This is a genomic window from Maribacter sp. BPC-D8 (assembly GCF_035207705.1).
GTDB lineage: Bacteria > Bacteroidota > Bacteroidia > Flavobacteriales > Flavobacteriaceae > Maribacter.
In genome coordinates this window covers 3646817-3668215 of sequence record NZ_CP128187.1, presented here as the reverse complement: position 1 = coordinate 3668215, position 21399 = coordinate 3646817, and the positions used below count along the sequence as shown (strand labels likewise).

The 21399-nt window shown below is 34.1% G+C and carries 14 protein-coding genes; 9 read left to right on the top strand and 5 right to left on the bottom strand.

Features of this window, described 5'->3' with window-relative positions; all coding sequences use genetic code 11:
* Positions 1–17: 17 nt before the first annotated feature.
* The 5 genes from QSV08_RS16105 to QSV08_RS16085 form a co-directional block, all read right to left on the bottom strand.
* Positions 18–194, bottom strand: coding sequence for a DUF6747 family protein (locus QSV08_RS16105; protein WP_324024739.1), 177 nt, complete (start codon positions 192–194; stop codon positions 18–20).
* Positions 195–516: 322 nt separating this feature from the next.
* A complete protein-coding gene (locus QSV08_RS16100; RefSeq protein ID WP_324024738.1) occupies positions 517–3060 on the bottom strand; it encodes an OmpA family protein in 2544 nt (847 codons plus the stop codon).
* A gap of 333 nt (positions 3061–3393) precedes the next feature.
* Positions 3394–3579 carry a twin-arginine translocase TatA/TatE family subunit gene (gene tatA / locus QSV08_RS16095; protein WP_299798826.1) on the bottom strand — a complete coding sequence of 62 codons (186 nt, stop codon included), beginning with the start codon at positions 3577–3579 and terminating at the stop codon, positions 3394–3396.
* A gap of 166 nt (positions 3580–3745) precedes the next feature.
* Positions 3746–4678, bottom strand: coding sequence for a type IX secretion system membrane protein PorP/SprF (locus QSV08_RS16090; RefSeq protein WP_324024737.1), 933 nt, complete (start codon positions 4676–4678; stop codon positions 3746–3748).
* Between the two features lie 8 nt (positions 4679–4686).
* Positions 4687–12156 carry a gliding motility-associated C-terminal domain-containing protein gene (locus tag QSV08_RS16085; protein WP_324024736.1) on the bottom strand — a complete coding sequence of 2490 codons (7470 nt, stop codon included), beginning with the start codon at positions 12154–12156 and terminating at the stop codon, positions 4687–4689.
* Between the two features lie 361 nt (positions 12157–12517).
* Between QSV08_RS16085 and QSV08_RS16080 the strand changes: the two genes are divergently transcribed.
* From QSV08_RS16080 to QSV08_RS16040, 9 genes are all read left to right on the top strand, one after another.
* On the top strand, positions 12518–13390 hold the full coding sequence (locus QSV08_RS16080) for a M23 family metallopeptidase (protein ID WP_324024735.1): 873 nt from the start codon (positions 12518–12520) through the stop codon (positions 13388–13390).
* A gap of 6 nt (positions 13391–13396) precedes the next feature.
* Positions 13397–14893: a GH3 family domain-containing protein gene (locus tag QSV08_RS16075; protein ID WP_324024734.1), complete on the top strand. Its 1497-nt coding sequence runs from the start codon at positions 13397–13399 to the stop codon at positions 14891–14893.
* A 56-nt stretch (positions 14894–14949) separates the two neighbouring features.
* The gene (locus QSV08_RS16070; RefSeq protein WP_324024733.1) at positions 14950–16632 is read left to right on the top strand and encodes a DUF6909 family protein; all 1683 of its coding nucleotides are present in this window, start codon (positions 14950–14952) and stop codon (positions 16630–16632) included.
* Between the two features lies 1 nt (position 16633).
* On the top strand, positions 16634–17629 hold the full coding sequence (locus tag QSV08_RS16065; protein WP_324024732.1) for a hypothetical protein: 996 nt from the start codon (positions 16634–16636) through the stop codon (positions 17627–17629).
* A gap of 3 nt (positions 17630–17632) precedes the next feature.
* Positions 17633–18637 carry a dTDP-glucose 4,6-dehydratase gene (rfbB, locus tag QSV08_RS16060; RefSeq protein WP_324024731.1) on the top strand — a complete coding sequence of 335 codons (1005 nt, stop codon included), beginning with the start codon at positions 17633–17635 and terminating at the stop codon, positions 18635–18637.
* Between the two features lie 4 nt (positions 18638–18641).
* Complete coding sequence (gene rfbA, locus QSV08_RS16055) at positions 18642–19502, top strand: glucose-1-phosphate thymidylyltransferase RfbA (RefSeq protein WP_324024730.1); 861 nt, start codon at positions 18642–18644, stop codon at positions 19500–19502.
* Complete coding sequence (rfbC, locus tag QSV08_RS16050; RefSeq protein WP_324024729.1) at positions 19499–20044, top strand: dTDP-4-dehydrorhamnose 3,5-epimerase; 546 nt, start codon at positions 19499–19501, stop codon at positions 20042–20044. Before rfbA ends, rfbC begins: the two co-directional genes overlap by 4 nt.
* Complete coding sequence (rfbD, locus tag QSV08_RS16045) at positions 20041–20817, top strand: dTDP-4-dehydrorhamnose reductase (RefSeq protein WP_324024728.1); 777 nt, start codon at positions 20041–20043, stop codon at positions 20815–20817. The genes rfbC and rfbD overlap by 4 nt, the downstream gene beginning before the upstream one ends.
* Before the next feature lie 186 nt (positions 20818–21003).
* Complete coding sequence (locus tag QSV08_RS16040) at positions 21004–21387, top strand: hypothetical protein (protein WP_324024727.1); 384 nt, start codon at positions 21004–21006, stop codon at positions 21385–21387.
* Positions 21388–21399: the final 12 nt, after the last annotated feature.

The following is a 21399-nucleotide window of genomic DNA, read 5'->3' as shown; positions in this document are numbered from 1 at the left end:
CTTATTATGGTGTTGTATTATAAATTACTGAAAGAAAAGCCGGTAGACACTCTAAAAATTAAAACGTAAGAGGCATAAGCAATCAATAAAAAACACAGCCACGAAAATATTTTAAAGTAGTGCTCTAAAAGAAAACTTTTCCAATTTCTAAAAGCTTCAACGTATATTTCTTTAACTAGGGTAATTTTTTCCATGTTCAATGATTTAGGAGTTCTTGCTGGTAAAGATGTTCAATCTTAATGCCTTTATTGAAAAGCTTAGGTAAAAAGCCCAATTATTCTATAAAATGTAATTGGTTAAAATCTATATCTATCAACAGTAAAAAAACATAGATAAACAGCACACACGACAGGTATTAGAAAATTGACCAAGAGTTTATAATCATAGTTAAGTAAAAAGTAATTTGCGTAAGTAAGAAGACAAGCATGGAGTTTTACTATCTATAAGAACTAAAACTTATTATAACAAAAAAGACCCGCTATTTAGCGGGTCTTTTTTTATTGATGTTATTTTGTATTACATGTCTACGATAATAAACTCTGATCTACGGTTAAGGTAATGTTGCTTTTCTGTACAACGAACTGTTCCATCACAATCATTAATTAACTGTTCTTCTCCATAACCAATGGCGCTTTCAATTCTACTTGGATCAATACCTTGAGCAATGATATAGTCTCTGGTAGATTTAGCACGCTTATCAGATAAGTATTTGTTATAAACGTCATCACCCCTTGAATCGGTATGAGATTCAATTTTAATAACCATATTAGGCGAATCGTTCATTACTTCTACTAGTTTATTAAGCTCTACAGCAGCATCGTCTCGTATGTATGATTTATCAAAGTTAAAGTGAATCATCTCTGTTTTAAGCTTCTTAATGCCATTCTCAACAGCGATCATATCATTAAGTTTTCTCATTGAAACATCTACATTAACAATCTCATTGTCTTTTGTTGCAGCTTCTCTAGTGTCATCAAAGTACGAACCTTTGGTGGTTTTTAAAACATATCTTGTATCAGCATCTAAATCTTCAAAAATGAAGTTTCCATTTTCGTCGGTTTCCATTTCTTTAAGTTTGATGTTGTTCTCATCAAGTAATTCAACTAATGCATTTGGCATTAAATCGCCAGTGATTAACTCGGTAACAATACCCGATATAGCATTTATACTGGTTGGTATTTCTTCGAGCTGTAATGTTTTAAAAGAATAGATATCATCATCACCTTTACCACCATCACGGTTAGATGCAAAGTATCCCTTCTGAGACTCTTCATCTACAATAAAAGAGAAATCATCTTTACTACTATTTACAGGCTTACCTACATTACGTACTTCTAAAAAGCCAGCTTCATCATCAAAGGCAACTTCAAAGACATCTAATCCTCCTAAGCCTACATGACCATCAGATGAAAAGTATAATTTTTTGTCATTTATAAACGGAAACATTTCTTTGTGCTCCGTATTAATTTCAGGACCAAGATTTCTTGGAGAAGAAAAAGAACCATCTTCAAGAACATCTACAACGAAAATATCTGTTTCGCCTAAAGTACCTGGCATATCAGAAACAAAATATAATTGCTTTCCATCAGGACTTAGTGCTGGGTGACCAGTAGAGTAATTGTCACTGTTGAAAGGTACTTCTTCAGCTTCTAACCATTCTCCATCTACTTTTTTAGAACGGTAGATCTTAAGGTGGTTTATTCCGTTTTTATCACGCTTTAGTTTTTTACCATAATTGTTTCTGGTAAAATACATCGTCTCATTATCAGGTGTGAAAGCAACAGATGCTTCGTGATATTTTGTATTTATCTTTTTAGAAAATTTAATGGCATCTTTAAAATCTTGAGATTCTTCATTTACCTTGGCAACAAATAAATCTAAGTAAGGTTGATTGTTCCATTTGTATTTTCTGGTAGTAAATATAGAAGAATCTTTAGCAGATGCATAAACCATTTCATCACCACCATAATACATTGGCGAAAATTCTGAATACTTTGAATTAATGTTCAGGTTGTCGATGTCAAACTTTTCCTCCATTCTTAGAAGACCATCTAAAACTATTTCATTCTGTTCTGTATCCTGTGCAATCTCTTCGCCAGCTAATTTTCTATTATATAACTTTAATAAACGTTTTGACCTTTTATAGTTTCCAATACCTTTAAGAGAGTGAGCATATTTAAATAGGTAGTCAGAACTCATGTCAGACTCATACTTTGTATATAATATGTTGTACCACTTATAAGCGTTTTCCATATCTGTATTAAAGTAATGCGCATCTCCCGCTTTCTTCAATACATCATATGTATAAGCTTTTTCTCCTTTAGATAGAGCTTGCTCATAAAGTTTGGCTGCTTCGGCGTACCACATTTTGTCAAAATACTCGTCAGCTCTTTTTACAAGCTTTGATTTAACAGCTGGGTCATTTTCTTTTGATGCCGTAAGCATATCATAAGAAACATCTTCTACTGGTATAGATGCTGTCTCTAACAAAGTTTCATTAGCTAATACTAGTTCTGGTGTTTTTTCTAATGTTGAGCTTTCTTCTAATATTGTAGTTGTTTCTATTTCTGATTCGGTTGGTAACTCAGCTACTGATTCTGATTCAGTATATAAATCACTATTGATCATTTTTAGTATCCAAACTTCATCATCATAACGATTATCGAATTGTGTAGAACAATCGTTAATAGCATCTTCCCAAGATGTATAATGATTTAAATATAGATAGTATAGTTGGTTTTGAGGATTTTGAAAGTATCCTGCTTCAAACCCTTTTTTATTAAATTTCTTAATTTGAGATTTAAGATTCTTGCTTTTAGAGAATGTACCAGAAATTATATAGTATCCATTTTTGGTTTCTGGAATATCATGAAAAGCCCTGTAAGGAATGGATAGCTCTTCAGCAGCCTTTTGAAATGCCTTTTTGTCATCAGCATCTATATCAGAAGCTATGGCATTGTTAGTATTGTTTGACACCTCAGACTCAAGTTCGTCTTGAAAGCCTTGGGCTTGTGCAAAAACGATAAAGAACAGAAAAAATAAATTTAATACACTTCTCATAGACATAATTCTTAGTTGAACATTACATTCAACTGGGGTTTTAAGTATAGTACCAACGGTTAGTTATGGATTTTTAGTACTATATGTCTAACGAAATTAGCAGTAAAGCGATATTCTGAATATTAATTGTTGTGAAAGAGGGTTTTTATGTCGTGTATGAATAGTATTTAGTAGCCTCGTAACCAATGAGATCCCGATAAACGGTTAATTTGAACGTTTTGTGGAGTGTGCGGGATTATAAAACGCGACCTAATACTCTAATAAAGAATCTAGAAAACAATAAAGTCCTGAAAATCAGGACTTTATAAATTATATGTAAGAATGGTTTGTTACCTATTCCTTTTTCTTTTCTTCTAGTTGCTCATCTTCTTTAGAGGCATCTTTAAATTCTTTTATTCCACTACCTAAACCTCGCATAAGTTCCGGAATCTTTTTACCTCCGAATAATAGTAGAATTACGACTACCACTAATATAATTTGTGGAGCGCCTATGGCCAAAAAAGTAGATAATAATGTCATAAGACTATGATTTAAAATGGATTTCAAAGATACTAAAAACTTATTAGTTTGATGTTAATATTAACATCAAGTGATTTTTTATTTGGTGGAATGAATCACTTACCCCTTCTTTAATTTAAATACCAAATGGTTTTTATTCTATTAAGTCCCGATATTGTTGCTTTAACTAGAAGAAACGTGGAGATTTTATCCTTGTAATTTTTGATATTAATCTATAGCGTAAAAATAGTTCATGTGTGCCCGAGTTGTAGGCTCCCAAGTTATTAGTTGTTAAATCATAGGCATATCCCAAATTGAATTGCGGATTGATTTGAAATCCTAATAAGGCACCAATAGAATCATCCCATCTATAATTTACACCTAGGGTTAACGCCTCATTAAGAAGAAAATTGAAAGAGACATCTGCAATTAATGGAGCTCCTTCAACATATTTTACAAACGTAGAAGGTTTAAATTTTACTGTAGAATTTAATTTGAAAACATAACCTGCAATTAAATATAGGTGCATTCTATCTGAACCGACGGCTTCTTCAATAGCATCATACCGTTTGTTATATAATACATTAGGTGTTGAAAGACCTACATAGGCATTATCTGTATAATAGAATAAACCAGCACCTACAGATGGTAAAAGTTCACTATTTATATTTTCATTGAAAAGAACATCTGGATCACGATACGTTCCTTTAGACCAATCTACGCTAAGAAAACGAGCACCAGCTTTTAGCCCTAAAGCCAATCGATGACCCTTTCTATTTAGAATTAGATTGTGTGCGTAATTAAAGTCTAAATATGTTTCTGAAGACGGACCAATTTGATCCTGTACAATCGATAAACCGATACCGTCATAGGTGCTAAGTGGAGAATCTATACCTAATGAAATAGTTTTAGGCGAACCATCTAGACCAACCCACTGACTTCGAAATAGAGATGTAACGGTTAAATGACCTTTAGATCCCGTATAAGCCGGGTTTACAGTCATAGTATTATAATTGTATTGCGTATACTGTGGTTCTTGCTGCGCATGTGCACTCTCAACCCCAAGTAGGATTAAGAGGAGCGTTGTGCTTATGTATATGTGGTATATTTTCAACTTCATTGCAACATTTATCTAGTTATATATAACCAACCTGTTTTTGCATCATTAATATCTTCATTAGGTACTAGTATATAATAGTAAGTACCTACAGGAAGTTTTTCGCTACCGTTTACAGTGGCTCTACCTTGAGATGTACCGTCCCAATCATTGTTATATCCTTTAGTTTCATAAACTAAAGTTCCCCATCGGTTGAATACCTGTAAGTTGTTATTCGGATAATCTTCAATACACTCAATAAAGAAATATTCATTACTACCATCTCCGTTAGGGGAGAACTCATTAAAAATGACCAAACACTCTTCTTCTAACGGTTCGTTTAAGTTAACGGTAGCTTCATCTTGGTCATTGCCCATATTTTGATCTAGTTGATCAACGTAATCTACACGGGCAATGTTGGTATATTCGTCTGCGTCTTGTACGGTTACCGTTAAAAGAAGTTCTGCAGTTTCGTTAGGTAGCAGCACTGAGATATCCCAGAAGCCTGTTTGCGAATCGTATGTTCCTATGTCAACGCTTTGAGCTGTCAACACAAAACCGTTAGGTATATTTTCTTCTATACTTAGGTTGGTTGCTTCTAAACTACCGATGTTACTTGCAGTTACCGTAAAAATGACTTCGTCTCCGATTGCTGCTGTTTCGCTAGAAACTGTTTTATTAATAGAAATATCTATAGAAGGTGTAGCAACTTCATACTCACTTTCGTCGTCTTCATTAGGAGTATTCGCATTATAATTATCTACGGATGAATCAGAATCTGGTTGATTTACCTGAGTTACCTGTGCTACGTTTTTATACTCATTTTCAGTTCCTGTCGGAATGTCGAGCATTGCGCTGTATGATAGTGTGATGCTCTCTATTTCTAAAGAAGCGATATTCCAGGTAATCGTATTATTAGCAAATGTTCCTCCGTTGGATATTGATGCTACATCTAAAATTAAACCTGATGGTATATAATCTTTTATAGTAATACCAGTTGCAGTTTCGGGACCTGCATTTGCTAAAGTAATTTCATAGGTAATACTTTCATTTATATTCGGGGTCGGATTAGAACCCGCAGCCAAAGTTTTATTTAATGATAAATCAATATTGTTAATAGAAATTGTATCCACCGAATCTTCATCATCTTCAGATTGATCTCCGTCATCATTGTTCGGAGTAGAGTTTGGGTCTGTTTGATCACTCGCAGTTACTTGCGCTATGTTTTTATATTCATCGGTTGCGCCAGTCGGTGTATTTACCGAAACATCGTATGTTAATGAAGTCGTGCCAGAAGTTACAGTTGCCAAGTTCCAAGTAATGGTGTTTCCAGAAATTGTTCCGCCATTTGAAATAGTAGCGACATCGACAGTATATCCAACAGGAACAACATCTTCAATGCTAACATTGGTTGCATCATTCGGACCAGTATTCGCTAAATCAATAGTAAAAGTTATTACATCTGAAATATCTGGGCTAGTATCCGAAACTGATTTATCTAAAGATAGATCTGCTTGTTCGTTAACACTTACCGTATCAACAGCATCTTCATCATCTTCCGATTGATCTCCGTCATCATTGTTCGGGGTAGAGTTAGGATCTGCTTGATCACTCGCGGTTACTTGCGCTATGTTTTTATATTCATCGATTGCGCCAGTCGGTGCGTTTACCGAAACATCGTATGTTAATGAAGTCGTACCAGAAGTTACAGTCGCCAAGTCCCAAGTAATAGTTGAACCGGATAATGTTCCGCCATTTGAAATAGTACCAACATCAACAGCATACCCAACAGGAACAACATCTTCAATACTAACATTAGTAGCGTCATTCGGACCGGCATTTGCTAAATCAATTGTAAAGGTTATAACATCTGAAATATCAGGATTAGTATCTGAAACCGATTTGTCAAGTGACAAATCTGCTTGTGCGTTAACACTAATGGTATCCACCGAATCCTCATCATCTTCAGATTGATCTCCGTCATCATTGTTCGGAGTAGAGTTAGGATCTGTTTGATCACTTGCGGTTACTTGTGCTATGTTTTTATATTCGTCGGTTGCGCCAGTTGGTGTATTTACCGAAACATCATAGGTCAATGAAATCGTACCAGAAGTTACAGTCGCCAAGTCCCAAGTAATAGTAGAACCGGTTAAAGTTCCACCATTTGAAATAGTAGCAACATCGACAGTATAACCAACAGGAACCACATCTTCGATGCTTACATTAGTAGCGTCATTAGGTCCGGCATTTGCTAAATCAATCGTAAACGTTATGATATCTAAAATATCAGGATTAGTATCTGAAACTGATTTATCTAAAGATAGATCTGCTTGTTCGTTAACACTTACCGTATCAACAGCATCCTCATCATCTTCCGATTGATCTCCGTCATCATTGTTCGGAGTCGAATTTGGGTCTGTCTGGTCACTTGCGATTACTTGCGCTATGTTTTTATATTCATCGGTTGCGCCGGTCGGTGCATTAACCGAAACATCATATGTTAATGAAGTCATACCAGAAGCCACAGTTGCCAAATTCCAAGTAATAGTTGAACCAGTTAATGTACCACCATTTGAAATGGTAGCAAAATCTACAGTATACCCAACAGGAACGACATCTTCAACGCTAACATTAGTAGCGTCATTCGGACCGGCATTTGCCAAGTCAATGGTAAAGGTTATAACATCTGAAATATCAGGATTAGTATCTGAAACCGACTTGTCCAAGGACAAATCTGCAGACGTATCAACTGATGCAATTAAAAATGAAACCGTATTACAAAAGCAATTTCCAACTGAAGGTTCTAATTCTATCAATAGATTTCCTCCAGCGCCACAAAAGTCACTCGTTGTAAAAGAAGCAATTTCGTTTATGGTATTACCGCTTAAAATTTCGACGTCTAAACTACCCGTATAAATTGCTGTGCCAGTTTTATTATCAGATGCATCGGTACAGTAAACAGCGTAAGTTGCTCCTGATGCAACTGTATACGCACCTATATTTTCAATACTAAAATCTAAATCATAAGTATAATCTGTACCATTATTTAGATAGGTAGCTTGTGGTGCAGGACTCGCAACCGCAATTTCAGATTTATATGTTTCGACAGGAATAGTAGCATTACCAGTAGCAATTTCTGTGGTACCACACGAAACACCCATACAACTTAAGGCCGTTGTTGTAACATATGTTGTTAAATCAATATCAGCTGTACTTGAACAACTAGTTGATTGATTACTAATATCAAAACTATAAGTTAAGGTGTCGGCAGATGTCGCACCTTGTGGTAATTTTAATTCTATTTCTTGATGACTACCGACTGTATTAGTACTTACGTAAGTAAGAGGTAGAGCGCTTGTCGATGTAAATGAGGAAGCTACATATTGTATACCATCTGGTAAAACTACACGCACATAATCATCATTACCCGAAACACCATCAACTATGATCGTATTTACAATTACTGTCTCTGCTTCACACCCTTCTAGTCTTGCAGTGTTTGAAACAGATAAACTGTTATTGGTACTGTAAGGTGGTTCTGCACCAGTCAATATTATAGGATTAGCAGAAGTTCTACTACCGCTACCTGTCGCTGGATCCCCAAACGGACTATTACCAGTTATTGTATATGCCGTACCTGTGTTTGATACATAATTACATTGTGCATTTAAGGTAAGACTAATAACAGCAATTTGTTCATCTATTGAGGCAGCATTCAATGATCCAGGTATTCCATTTATTGCCGAAATAAACGAGTGGTCTAAAAGGTTTATAGAAACATTATTGCCAGATATTGTTGGGGTCAATGTTTCAATATTACCAGAACCTCTAGGGTATTCAATAGTAAGACCATTGATTAATAGAGCTGAAATATCACCAGGCACATCAAAATCAATAATAGGAGAAATTAAATCTCCTTCGCCAGCATTTCTTGCTTCTAGGGTAATATTAAAATCGGTACAAGTATCAACTGTTGCACTTGGCTGGTTTAGTATTTGTAATTGTATTGCTGCTGGAACAGGATTTAAGGTAAAAACCTCTTCATCAAAATATGGAATGCCACTGTAACTTGTAGGGTAAGCAATACAATCATAATTATGTGAAACGCTTAAGTCAATTGGGCTACTAGAATTGTATGTGCCTTCAAACCTAATTTGTCTACAGATCCAGGTTCCACCTTCCATATCACCAAATTCAATATAGGTGACATCACTTTCGGTGGTGAAAGTTAACGCAGTTTCTGTTGCCCCATCTACTAAGTAGGCATTTGTAATCATATAATCGGAGCCGGTATCTACCCGAAGCCAATTGTTAGCAATTTCTGTTGAATTCTGTTTGCAAATATCAACCGTGAAACCTTCTAATTCTGAATTTCCAATTTCTGTAGGATTATCTGACGTTAAGAAGAAAACAGGTTGGTTGTAAGTAAAGTCTTTAGTATCGCTTTCTGTTTTAGTAACAGGCGAATCTGCATAGGCAAACTCATCATAATTTACTGAAATGTTATGTGAACTTAGTGCAGGGGTAGTACTGGTTGCTGTTAGGTTGATTGAAACACTAGGATATTTATTGCCACCCTGATCTAAATGAACAAATCGAGGTCCGGGAGTTATAGTAACAATATTACCTGAAACCGAATAATTTAATCCATTGTTCCACGATGCCGCATCATTATTCTCTGGCATTAGACTCGGGTAACCGTAGCTACTAACTAGGTCATTGAAATGCATACCGGTTGGTATTTCGATTGTAGTAGAATTCCATAATAATGGCGGTCTAAACTCATCAGGGAATTTATCATCTACCGATGAAGCTTGCGCTAGACCAACATAAAGCCATTTTTCATCACACCCCTCTGTTTTGTTATCAATATCTGCAGTAATATTAATTTCAGTTTGAAAAAAGTGTGCTCTTTCATTATACGCACCACAATCAATTTCATTATTAGAACTGTCTAAACTGTAAAAACGACCTTGAAAGGTGTGAAATTGATATAAAAAAGCTTCTTCAGGGAAGTCTTCTTTAAATTGAAAACTAAGTTCCAATGATATTTCATCAGCCTCTAATCCTTCTCCATATTCATATGTAGGGGAAATTAGTGTTTGATAAGAAGATAAGTCTAAAGTAAATCTATTATCATTAGTGCCAATTGTCGTAAGCACCGGTGTATTCGTAATAGGAAATGTTTGCGGTGTTCCAGAAGAAAGGTCATTTATTGTAATAGTACCGCCTGTAAAATCAATGATGTCTTGCATGCTTTCACCACTTTCAGTGATATAGCGCATTTCAAAAAGCAAATTGTCTTGAGTAGTATTCTGCATAACAGCACTAGTAGTAACAACCATTTCATCTTTTGGCATGTAATATTTGGTAGCATGAGTAGTAGGGTTTAAAACCACTTTGGTACTCATGGTTTCATCGGTCCAACCTGCAGTTGTTCTATTTGCGTCGAAAGAGGTTGTCATTGGAGCACTACAACCATTAGGGCAATGTGTTGTAACATTGAATGATCCACAATGTAAATCGGTATTATAACATGAACTTTCGTAAGAAGTAGCGTAATTTAAAACCAGATTTTCTGGACCCGAATACGTACTGCAATCTATATTTAATGCAAAATCGATTGGTATTCTTAAATAGTAAGAGTTGTATTCAAAATCTTTTAATTGTGTTTCGGTGAATATAATTTGATTGCCTACTTGTGCATAACGGGCATCTGCGCCAGAATCTAACGTAACTCCCGCTGGTACATCAAGTACGGCTTTGTAAATAGTTGACGCATCATTTGAAAACATTTCAATGCCGTCACATGTTGGTGCTTGATTCGATGCAATGAAATTTCCGATAAATGAAAGATTGAAAACAGCACCGTCTTCAGCATCTAAGTCATAATCTTCGGGGAAATCTTCATTAAATAACGCTGCTCTATTTACATAATGTCTTTCAATTTCTTCACGGACAGATTTATTACTGCTACCACAAGTATTTACTGCCCAAGCATCCATATTTAAACTGGCACTTTTCGAGTACTCGGCATCATTAGCATCACATGTAGGTGATAGCTGTAACATGGATAAATCTACATTGATTTCTGTAAAATCTCCAGGTAATAAATCATCAAAGAAACCATCGCCATCTAAATCTTGTAATCCGCCAGGTCCGTCAGGATCCGTAGTAAAGAAATCTTGACCAACAAGATAAGACCCTAAGCCAAGAGAGCTTCCGGTGGTTGTGTTTTCCCATCTTACGGGTGTAAATGAAGATCCACCAGTAAATCTGAAGTTAGATAATTGTCTGTTTGTATCGTTGTCATCTCCGTACATTGGGTTGAACCCTGTAGATGACATTCTATTATCCCAAGTATAGCCTATATTAAAATTAACATTATAGGCATTGTCTGCACTTGCGTCGTTTTCTAATCTGTATATATAAGTTACAGGAGCATCCCATCGAGGGCGAGGGTCACTTATGGTTTGAAAAGAGATGTCTGACCATTCTTGATTAAAACCAATAAACCCAGGTATTGCTGCACCAACTTGGCAATAGGCGCCAGCTGTGCATCCCCATCTAGGACTGTGCTGAGTAGATTGATTGTCTACACAGCTTGTTAATACTAGTTTTTCTACTAGTGTAATATTTTCGTTTTCAAATAAATTGTCACCATCACCAACTTGACCCGCAAAAGGAGCCGAGTTAAGATTGATAGTATAGGAATAGAAATCACCACTTATAGAAGGCGTTAAAACAGTGCCATTAAATGAGAGTTCATAGTTAGCTTGTAAACCCGGACTCACCTCTACCACATGATCAAATTGTGAAATGCTACCGTTACCAGAATTATTGATAACAATATTTCTATTGGTAACATCACCAACATAGGCATCTACGGCTGTAATATCATTTACTGCTAAATATGCTTTTAATAGTGTGTAGCCGTTAGAAGTTAGATCGCTATTGTTTGCTGTTTTGGCCGTTGTATTTTGTATGTAATTTATGGTTTGAACATCTTTAAAGAGTCCGCCATTATATGAGAATTGTACGGCATCGCAATCTCCTGTTTTTTCAAAGGTAAATGTAACAACATCGGAAATTTGCCAGTTTGCATTACTAGGTCTTTCAATTTGAAAGGTTGGTTGATTTAAATCTGTAACATCGAATTCAGATAACTGCAAATCGGCAGACCCCGTTTGAGAATCAATAGCTGCTGTTCCAGTTTTATAGGAAATACCTTCTGGTAAGTCAAAAATAATTTTAAAAGTATGAAGTTGAGCAGCTTTTGCGGTAATTGTAAGAGTGGTACTGCCATCATTTGATCCTCCGCAGACGCCCATATTTGTCGAGCTAATTTCTACGTGGTAATCTGAATTATTTATTTGGGATTGTATGGATTGTACAGCTGCAAAAAAAAGAAGTACGGTGATTAAAACCGCAGATTTTCTTAATTTATGCAAGAGTTTGGTATGAGTTTGAAAATGTGTCATTGTTACTTGATGATCAAGCATCTGTTTAAGTGGTTCGATTTGTAGGTCTTTTAACAGCTAAATCAAATCTAACTTTAAAGAAAGTTTAGGGGTAATTTATGTTGTGAATTGATGGTTTACCGAGGTAACAGCCTAAATACTTTGATGTTTAGATGATTAAGTAATAGGAAAAAAGAAGACTTTAACTTTCTTAAGCAGTATAATAGGCAAGAAGTAATTTATATTTAATTGTTATTTTTTGAAGTAAATATGAGCCAATCATAGGCGTAAGTGAACTAAAATTGTATTAAAAAACGTAAGTAAAGTAAAGTTGAGCATCTCTTTCTAAATTAATCAATTCAAAGAAGCTCTAAAATTAAATTCTAAGTTTATCTTTGTTAAGATGGCCAAAAAGAAAGTCAAAAAAAGAAAGGAAATAAAAAGGAAACTTCTTCATAAGTACCGTTTGGTAATACTAAACGAAAGTACTTTCGAAGAAAAGATTTCTTTTAAGTTAAGCAGGCTGAATGTTTTTGTGACAGGATCTCTTTTTATGATCACCTTAATAGGACTTACAACACTGTTAATTGCCTTTACGCCACTTCGAGAATATATACCGGGTTATTCTTCAACAAGATTAAAGAAAGAAGCCACAGAGCTTACATATAAAACAGATTCTTTAATTCGAACCCTAAATTATACCAATAAGTATTTAGATAATATTCGTATGGTGTTAAAGGGTGATATTGAGAATACGGTGGTAAATAGAGATTCTCTTTTTCAGCAGTTTAAATTAGATCCAGCTTCAGTGGATCTAAACCCTATTAAAGAAGATTCGTTATTACGTGCAGAGGTTGCTCTTGAAGACAAGTACAACTTATTTGAACGAACAATTGATAAGAAAAATTTAGTATTGTTTACTCCGGTTTCAGGATCAGTAACTATGAGCTTCAACCCTAATGAAAAACACTATGCGGTTGATATTACTGCTGTAACCGATAGCCCGGTGAAAGCAATTGCAAATGGTACAGTAATTTTTTCTGAATGGACTGCAGATACCGGTTATGTAATTATAATTGAACACGAAGGCGGATTGTTAAGTGTATATAAGCATAATGGTTCGTTATCGAAGTATCAAGGTAATATTGTAAGGGGTGGTGAAGTAATTGCTGCAGTTGGTAATACTGGTGAACTTACTACTGGCCCACATCTACATTTTGAACTTTGGGATAACGGAACACCTATTGATCCTTTAAATTATATCGACTTTAATTAAAACGAAATGTCACTAAAGACTATTGCTGCTAAAATATTTGCACACCGTATCGCGAAAAGAACCGATAAGTGGGTCAGTAATCCTATTGAGACACAAGAGATCGTTTTTAGAGAACTTATCGCAAAAGGTAGTGAGACAAAGTTTGGTAAAGACCATAACTTAAAAACGATTAAAACGCATAGCGATTTTATCGCTCAAGTTCCTATTAGAGATTATGAAGAACTTAAAGAATATGTAAATTTAGCGGTTGCTGGGCAAGAAGATATTCTTTGGCCAGGTAAACCATTATATTTTGCAAAAACCTCGGGTACTACTTCTGGAGCTAAATATATACCCATTACTGAAGGCAGTATTAAAGAACAGGTAAAAGCATCCAGAAATGCTATTCTTAATTACATTCATGAAACTGGCAAGGCAGATTTCGTAACTGGTAAAATGATTTTTTTGCAGGGTAGTCCGGTTTTAACTGAGAAAAATGGAGTGAAACTGGGTAGACTTTCTGGTATTTCGGCACACTATGTGCCTAATTATTTGCAAAAAAATAGAATGCCCAGTTGGGAGACTAACTGTATAGAAGATTGGGAAACCAAAGTGAATGCTATCGTAGAAGAAACCAAGAATGAAGATATGACGGTTATCGCCGGTATACCTTCTTGGGTTCAAATGTACTTTGAGAAACTAAAGGAAAATACCAATGAGTATGTAGGTGATTTGTTCAAGAATTTTGAACTTTTTATTTATGGCGGAGTCAATTATGAGCCGTATAGAAAGAAGTTTGAATCATTAATAGGTCGTAAAGTAGCAAGTATAGAATTGTTTCCAGCCAGTGAAGGTTTCTTTGCCTATCAGAATTCTCAAACAGAAAAGGGTATGTTACTGCTATTAGAAGCAGGCATATTTTATGAATTTGTAAGGTCTGATGAATTTTTTGATGAACACCCCAAAAGAATCACTTTAAAAGATGTAGAAATTGGTGTTGATTATGTTATGATTATCACCACGAATGCCGGGTTATGGGCATATAATCTTGGTGATACCATTCGGTTTATTTCAACATATCCTTTTAAAATAGTAGTGTCTGGGCGTATAAAACATTTTATTTCTGCGTTTGGGGAACACGTTATCGCTAAAGAAGTAGAAGAAGCAATGTTAGTTGCGACAAGTGTAACCGATGCCAGTGTAAGTGAATTTACCGTGGCACCACAAATTAATCCGCAAGAAAATGAATTGCCATATCACGAGTGGTTTATAGAATTTGAAAAACTACCATCTGATATGGGTCTTTTTATAAAAGAATTAGATTCGGCACTTCAAAAACAGAATAGTTATTATTATGACCTTATTGTGGGTAAGGTGTTGCAAACTTTAAAAGTTACTCCCGTTAAAAGCGGAGGGTTTTTAGAATATATGAAATCAATAGGTAAGCTCGGCGGACAAAACAAAGTTCAGCGACTATCTAACGACCGAAAAGTAGTTGAAAGCCTGTCAAAATATAAGGCATAGAGCAGCTAGCTTTTTAATTAACAAATTATAAATCGTAATTTCGTTTGAAATCACCAATGGGAAAAGCAATTACAACAACAAGAGCACAAGAGTCTACAAATGCTATAGAACGCATGTATATTACTATGCGCCATCTTTTTAATAGAGGTTTTTATAAGCCAAACGGAGTTTCTGGTGAAGCGTTGAAAAATGCTTTACTACAGTTAAGACCAGAAATATATGGTTCTGTAGGAGAAGAAAAAGCCGAATTAAACGGACTTATATACGTTTTAGAAAGATTACCTGAGGGAATAGAACAATGTTCTTTTATAAATCTAACTTCAGATGAAGGTTATGGTATTTCTCATATCAACCCGATCATTCCACCAAAAAGAAGAAGAAACTGTTATCGTATAGACGAAGAGCAGATGAATATTGAAATCACTAGAGGTCGTTCAGATATCTATGATATTCTTACGCACCTTACTTTCTTATTTATTGAATCTGAAAAAATATGTAAGCGTGTTTTAATAACAGATACAGAAAGAACTATAAGAGATTGGGCTAAACTTGAAGCTGCAGTTCAAAAAGAAGAATTGACCCAGGCTGAGAGAGAAATTGCACTTATTCATACAGCAAACATATTAGGCAGGTCTTTTGAGGAAATTTTAGAAGTCTATAAAAAATTCAGTACAAAAAGTAATCCCGATAGATTTCTGAATGTCATTTATTGGTTGGGTAAACTAGCTTTAGATGAAGAAATCTCAGGAGAGAAAAGAGCTGTTACATTTAGTGCTTTGCTAAGAGAACGATTAGGACATCATATTCATGGAGAAAGATGGGCAAATAACATAAAGGAGGTTTTAACCAAAAACAAACTTATGCATAGGCCTATTCATATTATCTCTGCCAATATGCATAGTGTAATGAATTCGTTATTTGCAAAAGCAGCTTTAAAAACGGAATTTCCGAATACAGATTCATTAGAAATTTTTGAAGCCCTTAGTAGTTCTGGCAATGCTGCGCTAAGAAAGAAAGTAACGGACTTGGCAGAGAAGAATGGTATGATCATTATGGATGATACCTCTGGAACAAATATTGATGTACAGATTTTTGATACCGCAAAAATTAAAATCAACAATTGTTCGTATGAATTTTCTGAACAAGATGTTGATAAAAAACCTGTTATATTTGTAATGGATTACGCATTTGGTGAGCAAGCGTATGAGACAATTGATGAGTTATTGAAACCATACAATACCAAAAAGAACAATGTGTCTTTGATAAATGTTGATTCTGTTTCAATAATGGGAAAAGCAGGTATTCTAGAAGGCGGAAAAGGAGATTTAATGATTCCTTCAGCACATATTTTCGAAGGCACTGCAGACAATTATCCATTTAAAAATGAATTGTGTGCCAAAGACTTTGAAGGTTATGGTTTAGAGGTTTTTGAAGGTACCATGGTGACTGTTTTAGGAACCTCACTGCAGAACAAAGATATTCTTAAGTTCTTTCATAAGTCAACTTGGAATGTAATTGGTTTAGAGATGGAAGGTGTGCATTACCAAAAAGCGATACAGTCTGCCTCTAAAATTAGAAAGAGTATAGGTGAAGATGTTAAAGTACGTTATGCGTACTATGCATCAGATAACCCATTAGAAACAGGTAGTACTTTAGCATCTGGAGGATTAGGTACAACTGGGGTAAAACCAACGTACTTAATTACAGATAAAATTTTAAAACAAATTTTTAATACATAGAATGGCAAGCAATCAATCACCATCTACCCAAAACAATTCTGATGAAATTGACTTGGGACAATTATTTCAATTAATAGGAAGGGGCTTTAATGCCATTTTTCGTTGGTTTTTAAAAGTGTTTCTTTATTTTAAGAAGAATCTTCTTTTACTTATTGGTCTTGTGGTTGTTGGCCTTGCGATTGGTTATGGGTTAAATAAAATTATATCTAAGAAGTATAAAACAGAGGTCATCGTTAAACCTCAAATTGAAAGCAAAAACTACTTGTATGATGTTGTAAATGAGTTGCAATCTAATATAGGCTCGAGAGACACTTTATTTTTTAAGTCTATAGGCATAGAAAATATTGATTTTAATGGTTTAAATATTGAAATCTCTAGAGTAGAAGAAGTAGGAAATACTGAAAGTGATACTCAATATTTAGAATTGCTTCAAAGTTTTGAGAATACAGATGCTATTGCAGATATTGTTAGGGCTGAACTACAGAACAAAAGTTCTTTTAATCATAGAATTACATTTTACTACAAAAATCCTACTGTTGGTAAAGTATTTGCAGAAAAAGTATTGAACTATATAAATACAAATACATATTTCAATGGTCTTTTGGAAGTGTATAGAAGCAATGCAACAGCAAGAATAAAGGAAGATGAAAAATTATTGGTTCAAGTAGATGAGATAATAGCTAATTATACAAATGGATTGGCATCTAAAGCCAATAATAGTTCAAACGATAAGATTATTTTAGATAATCAGGAACAAGTAAATATTGCAGATATATTCGAATATAAAACCGGCTTAATTAGAGATATTGAGGCTAAGAAGTTAGAATTAGAGGAGCGAACAGTGCCGGTAAGTATCATTAATTTGGGGCAACCTCAAGTCGAAAACAAATCCTTTTTTGGAAAGAGTATTGTTTTGCTTCCGATAATATTTATTACTGTTTTCTTTATTTTATCTATACTGGTATATTTGAACAGGAAATCTAAATCTCTACTATAATTTATGGTTGACCACCAATCTCATGACACAATACTAATTACTGGTGGTGCTGGTTTTATAGGGAGTAATTTTATTCCTTATTTTTTAGATAGAAACCCTAGTATTAAGGTCGTTAATTTAGATGTATTAACCTATGCTGGGGATCTGAGTAACCTTAAGGAAGTTGAGAACCATCCAAATTATACATTTGTAAAAGGAGATATATGCGATAACCTTATGGTTAAGCAATTATTTGAGGAGTATGACATTAGTGGCGTAATAAATTTTGCGGCAGAATCTCATGTAGATAATTCAATAAATTCTCCGAGACAGTTCATAAAAACAAATATAGAAGGCACTTTTAATCTTTTAGAGAATGCCAGAATTTTTTGGAAGAATAAAAACAATAGGTTCCATCATATATCAACGGATGAAGTATATGGTTCTTTAGGTGAAAATGGATTTTTCACAGAGGAATCGAACTTCCAACCTAATAGTCCATACAGTGCATCTAAGGCATCTTCTGATTTTTTGGTCAGAAGCTATTATCATACATATGACATGAATGTGGTAACCAGTAATTGTTCCAATAATTATGGTCCTAAACAACATGATGAAAAATTGATTCCTACAATAATTAGGTCCGCCATCAATGGTGTAAAGATTCCCATTTATGGGAATGGAAAAAATGTTAGAGACTGGTTATTTGTAAAAGATCATTGTACAGGTATTGACTCCATTTATCACAAAGGAAAAGCGGGAGAAACTTATTTGTTAGGTGGGAATAATGAATACGATAATCTGACGATAGCGACGAAGATTTGTAAAATTTTAGATTTAAAAATTCCTAAAGAAAAGGGAAGCTATAAAGATCAAATTAAATTTGTTGAAGATCGTCTTGGACATGATTTTAGGTATGCAATTGATGCGTCAAAGGTTTCAAAAGAACTAAGTTGGAAAGCCAATGAAAGCTTTGATTCTGGTCTAGAAAAAACTGTTGACTGGTATTTAAACAAATATCAACTTTAAATATATGAAAGGAATCATACTCGCAGGTGGTACTGGATCACGTTTATGGCCATTGACAAAGGCTTTAAGTAAGCAGCTCATGCCTATTTATGATAAACCAATGATATATTACCCGTTGTCCACTTTAATGACAACTGGCATACGAGAAATTTTAATTATTACTACTCCTGATGATTTGCCTTTATTTAAAAAGTTACTTTCAGACGGCAGTCAGTTAGGTTGTAGATTTGAATATGCCGTTCAAAAAGAACCTAAAGGATTAGCGGAAGCATTCATTATAGGTAAAGATTTTATTGGGTCAAGTAAGGTTGCCTTAATTTTAGGAGATAATATTTTTTATGGTAATGGTCTTGAGAGATTGTTAAAGGAAAATTATAAGCCAGACGGAGGTATTATATATGGATATCACGTAAATAACCCAAAGAGATATGGGGTAGTTGAATTTGATAAAGACGGAAAGGCTATTTCAATTGTTGAAAAACCAGAAACACCGAAATCTAATTATGCTATACCAGGAATCTATTTTTATGACAATGAAGTAATTGAAATTGCTGAAAACATAGCGCCAAGTAGCAGAGGAGAAATAGAAATTACAGATGTTAATATTGCTTATTTAAAAAAGGAAAGGCTACAAGTAAGTGTTCTTGATAAAGGAATTGCATGGCTAGATACCGGTACATTCAGTTCTTTAATGCAAGCCTCTCAATTTGTTCAGGTAATAGAAGAGCGGCAAGGATTAAAAATTGGTTGTATAGAAGAAGTAGCTTTTACCCAAGGTTTTATTGATGCAAAACAGCTTGAAGAGCTGGCTGAACCTTTGTTAAAGAGTGGTTATGGTAAATATTTAATGAATTTGATTAAATGAAAATAACCGAAACAAAACTAAAAGGTTGCTTAATTCTAGAGCCTCAAATTTTTAAAGATAATAGAGGTGTCTTTTTTGAAGTCTTTAAAAAGAAAGAACTAAGTGATTTTTTAGGGTATGAAGTTGATTTTGTACAGGAAAATAAATCTCTTTCTAAGAAAGGTGTTTTAAGAGGACTGCATTTTCAAAAAGGAAATAGCACACAAGCCAAGTTAGTTTCAGTTCAAAAAGGCGAGGTAGTCGATGTAATTGTTGATATTAGACCTGATAGTGTAACTTTTGGCGAACATGTTAAGGTGCATTTATCAGATGTAAATAATAAAAGCATTTTTATACCAAAAGGTATGGCACACGGATTTGTAACCCTTACCGAGAATGTAATATTCACCTATCTTTGCGATAACTATTATGACCCTAAAACGGAATCTGGAATTTTATATAATGATTCTGACTTAGCAATAGATTGGGGATTTGCTTCATCTGAATTAATAGTTTCAGAAAAAGATTTGATTTTGCCAACTTTCAAAGAATTGATGCAATGAAGAAGGTCTTAGTTACGGGGGCAAATGGGCAGTTAGGGCAATGTTTACAGAAAATAGCTGCGCAGTTTAAAAACTTGGAATTCACTTTCAAGAATTCTAAAGATTTAGATATTACAGATGCTTTATCAATTAAAAAAACTTTTGATCTCGTTGATTTTGACTATTGTATTAATTGTGCAGCATATACCGATGTTGAGCAAGCCGAAAAAACACCAGATATAGCAATTAGGGTTAATGCAGAAGGTGTCAAAAATCTTGCTTTTGCTTGTAAAAAACATGAAGTTGGACTAATTCATATTTCTACGGATTATGTTTTTGATGGTGAAAAGAAAGAACCCTATTCTGTAGATGATATACCTAACCCAATTAATGAATACGGAAAATCTAAATTGTTGGGCGAAAAATATATTCAGGCGATAATGGATGATTATTATATTATTAGAACTTCTTGGTTGTATTCGGAATTTGGAAAGAATTTTTATACTTCTATCTTGAAAAAAGCTAAGGCAGGGGAGAATCTTTCGGTAACAGATAGCCAAACAGGTTGTCCTACGAATGCAAATAATTTGGCAAAATATATTCTTACTGTATTATCTAGTAATGATAAATTCCCTGGAATTTATCATTTTACGGACGGTGAAATCCTTAATTGGTTTGAGTTCGCTGAGAAGATTCTTGCGAATAATAATTTAACCAAAAATGTAAAACTAGAGAAAGTGAAGAATTATCGTACTTTTGCTAGAAGACCTAATTATAGTGTATTAAAAGAGTGAATGTAATTTGTTAATACTTTTATTATTTTGATTAAAAATTTTACATTCTGTTTTTTTTATAAATTCAATTTTTTTTCAAAAGTAATTATATTTATATTTTTATTTTTGGGTTGCCAATCTTTTGTTTATAAAGAAAGGCATCATATAACTTCTATAGTGTACGAGAGAAAAGATATACTTAGATTTATGGTCAAAGAAGAAAATTTTAAAAAGGAGAACCTATCGCTTTTTTTTAAAAAAGTCTATCTTCAAAAAGAAGGCCTTAATGAAATTAGTATACAAATAGTTGCTAATTGTCCAATTAAGAATGTTGAATTTTATAAAAATTATTATATAATTATAGCTGTTTATCCATTAGATAAAGACATAAAACTTTTAAGTACCGAAAGAATAAAGTATGGCTTTGAAACATTTTCACTTAAAATAAGAAAAAACGAATTAAATGATTTAATTATCGCTAGAAAAATTAAAACTAAACTTAATTTTGCTCGAGCCATTACCATTTCGGTAATTGAATATAAGACCAAGCTTAAGAGTAAAGAAATTGTTTTACAGAACGTAAAATTTTAAATTAATATCTGC

Excerpts from the sequence above, each read along its gene's own strand:
- rfbA (WP_324024730.1), top strand. The coding sequence starts at position 18,642 with ATGAAAGGAATCATACTCGCAGGTGGTACTGGATCACGTTTATGGCCA.
- QSV08_RS16040 (WP_324024727.1), top strand. The coding sequence starts at position 21,004 with ATGGTCAAAGAAGAAAATTTTAAAAAGGAGAACCTATCGCTTTTTTTT.
- QSV08_RS16085 (WP_324024736.1), bottom strand. The coding sequence starts at position 12,156 with ATGCTTGATCATCAAGTAACAATGACACATTTTCAAACTCATACCAAA.
- QSV08_RS16100 (WP_324024738.1), bottom strand. The coding sequence starts at position 3,060 with ATGAGAAGTGTATTAAATTTATTTTTTCTGTTCTTTATCGTTTTTGCA.
- rfbD (WP_324024728.1), top strand. The coding sequence starts at position 20,041 with ATGAAGAAGGTCTTAGTTACGGGGGCAAATGGGCAGTTAGGGCAATGT.
- rfbC (WP_324024729.1), top strand. The coding sequence starts at position 19,499 with ATGAAAATAACCGAAACAAAACTAAAAGGTTGCTTAATTCTAGAGCCT.
- QSV08_RS16080 (WP_324024735.1), top strand. The coding sequence starts at position 12,518 with ATGGCCAAAAAGAAAGTCAAAAAAAGAAAGGAAATAAAAAGGAAACTT.
- QSV08_RS16105 (WP_324024739.1), bottom strand. The coding sequence starts at position 194 with ATGGAAAAAATTACCCTAGTTAAAGAAATATACGTTGAAGCTTTTAGA.
- QSV08_RS16075 (WP_324024734.1), top strand. The coding sequence starts at position 13,397 with ATGTCACTAAAGACTATTGCTGCTAAAATATTTGCACACCGTATCGCG.
- QSV08_RS16065 (WP_324024732.1), top strand. The coding sequence starts at position 16,634 with ATGGCAAGCAATCAATCACCATCTACCCAAAACAATTCTGATGAAATT.
- tatA (WP_299798826.1), bottom strand. The coding sequence starts at position 3,579 with ATGACATTATTATCTACTTTTTTGGCCATAGGCGCTCCACAAATTATA.
- QSV08_RS16070 (WP_324024733.1), top strand. The coding sequence starts at position 14,950 with ATGGGAAAAGCAATTACAACAACAAGAGCACAAGAGTCTACAAATGCT.
- rfbB (WP_324024731.1), top strand. The coding sequence starts at position 17,633 with ATGGTTGACCACCAATCTCATGACACAATACTAATTACTGGTGGTGCT.
- QSV08_RS16090 (WP_324024737.1), bottom strand. The coding sequence starts at position 4,678 with ATGAAGTTGAAAATATACCACATATACATAAGCACAACGCTCCTCTTA.